Here is a 3186-nt window from a genome sequence, read left to right on the forward strand (position 1 = left end):
CGCAAGGTCTTAGGCTGGAAGACACCATCGGAAGTCTTCATGGGCAAAAAGTTGCACTTGAGTTGACAATTCGTCGTGTAGCTCACTGTGATGGAAGAATAAATAGTGGTGACTAACACTCATGTGAATGAGCTGTTAAAAAATAGGAGGGTAATTAGGTTGAAGATTAATGAAAAGCAGCACTATAAGATGTATAAAAGCAAGAGCATGTGGGTATTTGCCTGCTTATCAACATGTCTTATCGTTTCATTTTTTAATGGTGGGCAAAATGTAAGCGCTGCGACAAGCGCTTCGTCTTCTCAAATTAGTCAAAGCAACACTCAGAATAGCGATGTTACAACAGATGAGTCGGTTACTCAATCGCTTTCAGTCAATGACGTACCGACTGTAGCATCATCAAAACAAGTTGATTTACCGAGTTCAAGCGACAGTGAGGCATCATCCAGTAATACAGCCAGTAATACAGTCAGTCAAACAGATGATAACAAAAATCAAGTAGCCTCAAATAGCACTAACAATACTGATGTGACAAAACCTGTTACAACAAGTGATTCAGATAAGGCTATTGTCAATTCGAATACCACATTGCCGACGAGTGATGAACAAGCAAAAAGTAGTGTAGGGCAATCTCAAACTGACCAATCAACATCTTCCACAACAATTGCAACCAAAGCAATTACCACTATAGCGATTGACAATTCAGCAAAGGCTACAACCCCCGATATCAGTCAAAATGATCGGTATGATGAACAATATAGAAATCAATTTCATTACTCCAGTAATAAAAATTGGATCAACGATCCAAACGGCCTCTTTTATGATAGTAGCACAGGACTTTACAATCTTTATTATCAATACAATCCAAAGGGGAACCAATGGGGCAATATGTCTTGGGGCCATGCCGTCAGCAAGGATCTAATTAATTGGAAACAAGAAGATGTTGCCATTCCTTGGTTAGAGAATCAAGGTTGGGAAGACTTTAAGTATACTAACACAACGGGAAAACTCAAAGATTATGGAACAGTGAGATATATTGGGGATCCAACAGGAGACTGGGGAACTACACCACATAGTAAGGCTATATTCAGCGGTTCGATTGTGGTTGATGCCAATAATGTTAGTGGATTAGGTAAGGGGGCCATATTAGCCTTTTACACAGCTGATTATGAGATTGCGGTTAGAAAAAATGACGATGCTGAAGGTGGATTAGGGACTTGGATTGGAGTAAATGAGATTCAAGAGCAACATTTGGCCTACAGCCTCAATGGTGGCAAAACATTTATTCAATATTCGAAGGATGGTAATGCGGCTAATCCTCAGGCAATCATTCCAACCAGCATGAACCAGGGAGGAGATGCCGCGAATTTCCGCGATCCAAGCGTGGTCTACGATGCGGTTAATAAACAATACTATTTAACCGTTGTGTCTGGCCAGCAAGCCCTCATTTATAAATCTAGCAATCTGTTGGACTGGACATATGCTTCTAAAATTGAACGTGAAAATGATGTGGGTAACGGCGTATGGGAATGTCCATCATTGATACCAATAAAGGTAGCTGGAACAAATGACACAAAGTGGGTATTTTGTGTCAGTGTTCAACAAGGCGCACATGCCACAGGATCTGGGATGCAATATTATGTTGGCAATATGACCGCTGATGGGACTTGGATGCCTGAGAGCTCGAAGACGCTTCAAGATCCAATGACAATGGACTCAGGAGAAGACTTTTATGCCGGTATTCCTTTCTCCAATATGCCCGATGGTCGAACTGTTATGTTGGCTTGGCAGTCGAATTGGAGCTATACGGGAGAAGCTAAGACAACACCTTGGTACGGTAATATGACTCTTCCTCGCGAACTGAATCTTGAAAAGAGTCCTGATACAACAGACGGGTACTTGTTGGCAAATACTGTGGTCAAAGAAATTGCTAACAACGAAGAGGCCAATGTTATTGATCAAAAGGACAGTAACTTTTCAATTTCAAGTAATGATCAAAAAGTTCAATATGATGGCAAACAATATAAAATTAGTGCGACATTTTCTTGGGATGAGAGCAATAAACCAAGTTCAGTCGGCTTTAAGCTTCGTGTTTCTGATGATAAAAAGTATGATATGTTGGTTGGTTATGATTTGACTACGGGATTACTTTTTGTCCAGAGACTCAGCACTGGTGAACCCAATATGGGTGCACCTCGAGACAAAATGAACGCAACAGTGAATGCTGATGGATCAATTACGATTACGGTTTATGTTGATGAAACAAGTATTGAGGCCTTTGCGAATGATGGGGAAAAGTCAATTACCCAAAATTTCTTTATGCGGCCAGAAAATATTGGTGATCAAGCTACAAATGGTGTTTACGTGTATTCAGATAATGGAACGACTAACATCAGTAACTTAACTATCAATCCAATTGCTTCTATTTGGAACAGTGTTGGGAAACTAACTGAAAAATTTGTTGATGAAAGTGGCAATTCGATTGCTGCCGATGTTGTTTCTTCTGGTAATATTGGTGATCCTTACTCGACAACCCAAAAGGATATTGCTGGTTATACCTTCAAAGAAGTTCAAGGTAGCCCTACGGGTAGCTTCACAGCTCAGGATCAGACTGTAACCTATGTGTACACCAAGAACTCAGTTGCTGGTGGGAAGGTTACTGGAGATACTGGATCTACTCAGTCAGGGAATCCGTCTGTTACTGGTAAGGGTCAAGAAAATCCTAGTTCTGACCAACCCGACAATCTAAGTCAACTAAATAATTCTACCAAGAATGGAATTGTCAATACATCCACGAGTACGGAATCTCAGTCTAACAACGGCTTTAACAACACCTCAAGATTACCCAAAACTGGTGAAGACAATAATGAAAATCAAACAATATCATTTGCTGGTATTTTGTTAGTAATGGTCGGTAATTTGCTTGGTTTAATTGGTTTTAAAAAGCATCGTAGTTTCCTGTAGTTAAGCACCTAACAACTTTATCCAGATGAACTGAATATTGGCCATTTAAATAAGGTCTTGAAGAAACTGAATATTCTTCAAGGCCTTATTTTTAAGCTTTTTAATAATTTTCAACAGCAAGATAAGTGTAAGGTAAGGTAAGCGCACGGTAAGCACCCAATAACAGACCGGCTTTGATTGCCCCTTGCCGGGCAGTATGATTGCCTCATCAAATCTAAATTGGTG

General features: G+C 40.1%; 2 protein-coding genes. One reads left to right on the top strand and one right to left on the bottom strand.

From position 1 onward, the window contains the following. Window positions 1–159 precede the first annotated feature (159 nt). A complete protein-coding gene (locus JUF11_RS12945) occupies window positions 160–2961 on the top strand; it encodes a GH32 C-terminal domain-containing protein (protein WP_204119920.1) in 2802 nt (933 codons plus the stop codon). Window positions 2962–3006: 45 nt separating this feature from the next. Here the strand turns inward: JUF11_RS12945 and JUF11_RS12950 are convergent. After that, window positions 3007–3186: hypothetical protein (locus JUF11_RS12950; RefSeq protein ID WP_204119921.1), on the bottom strand; the 180-nt coding region annotated here is incomplete at its 5' end.

It is taken from the genome of Lacticaseibacillus suilingensis (assembly GCF_016861845.1).
Taxonomy (GTDB): Bacteria; Bacillota; Bacilli; order Lactobacillales; family Lactobacillaceae; genus Lacticaseibacillus; species Lacticaseibacillus suilingensis.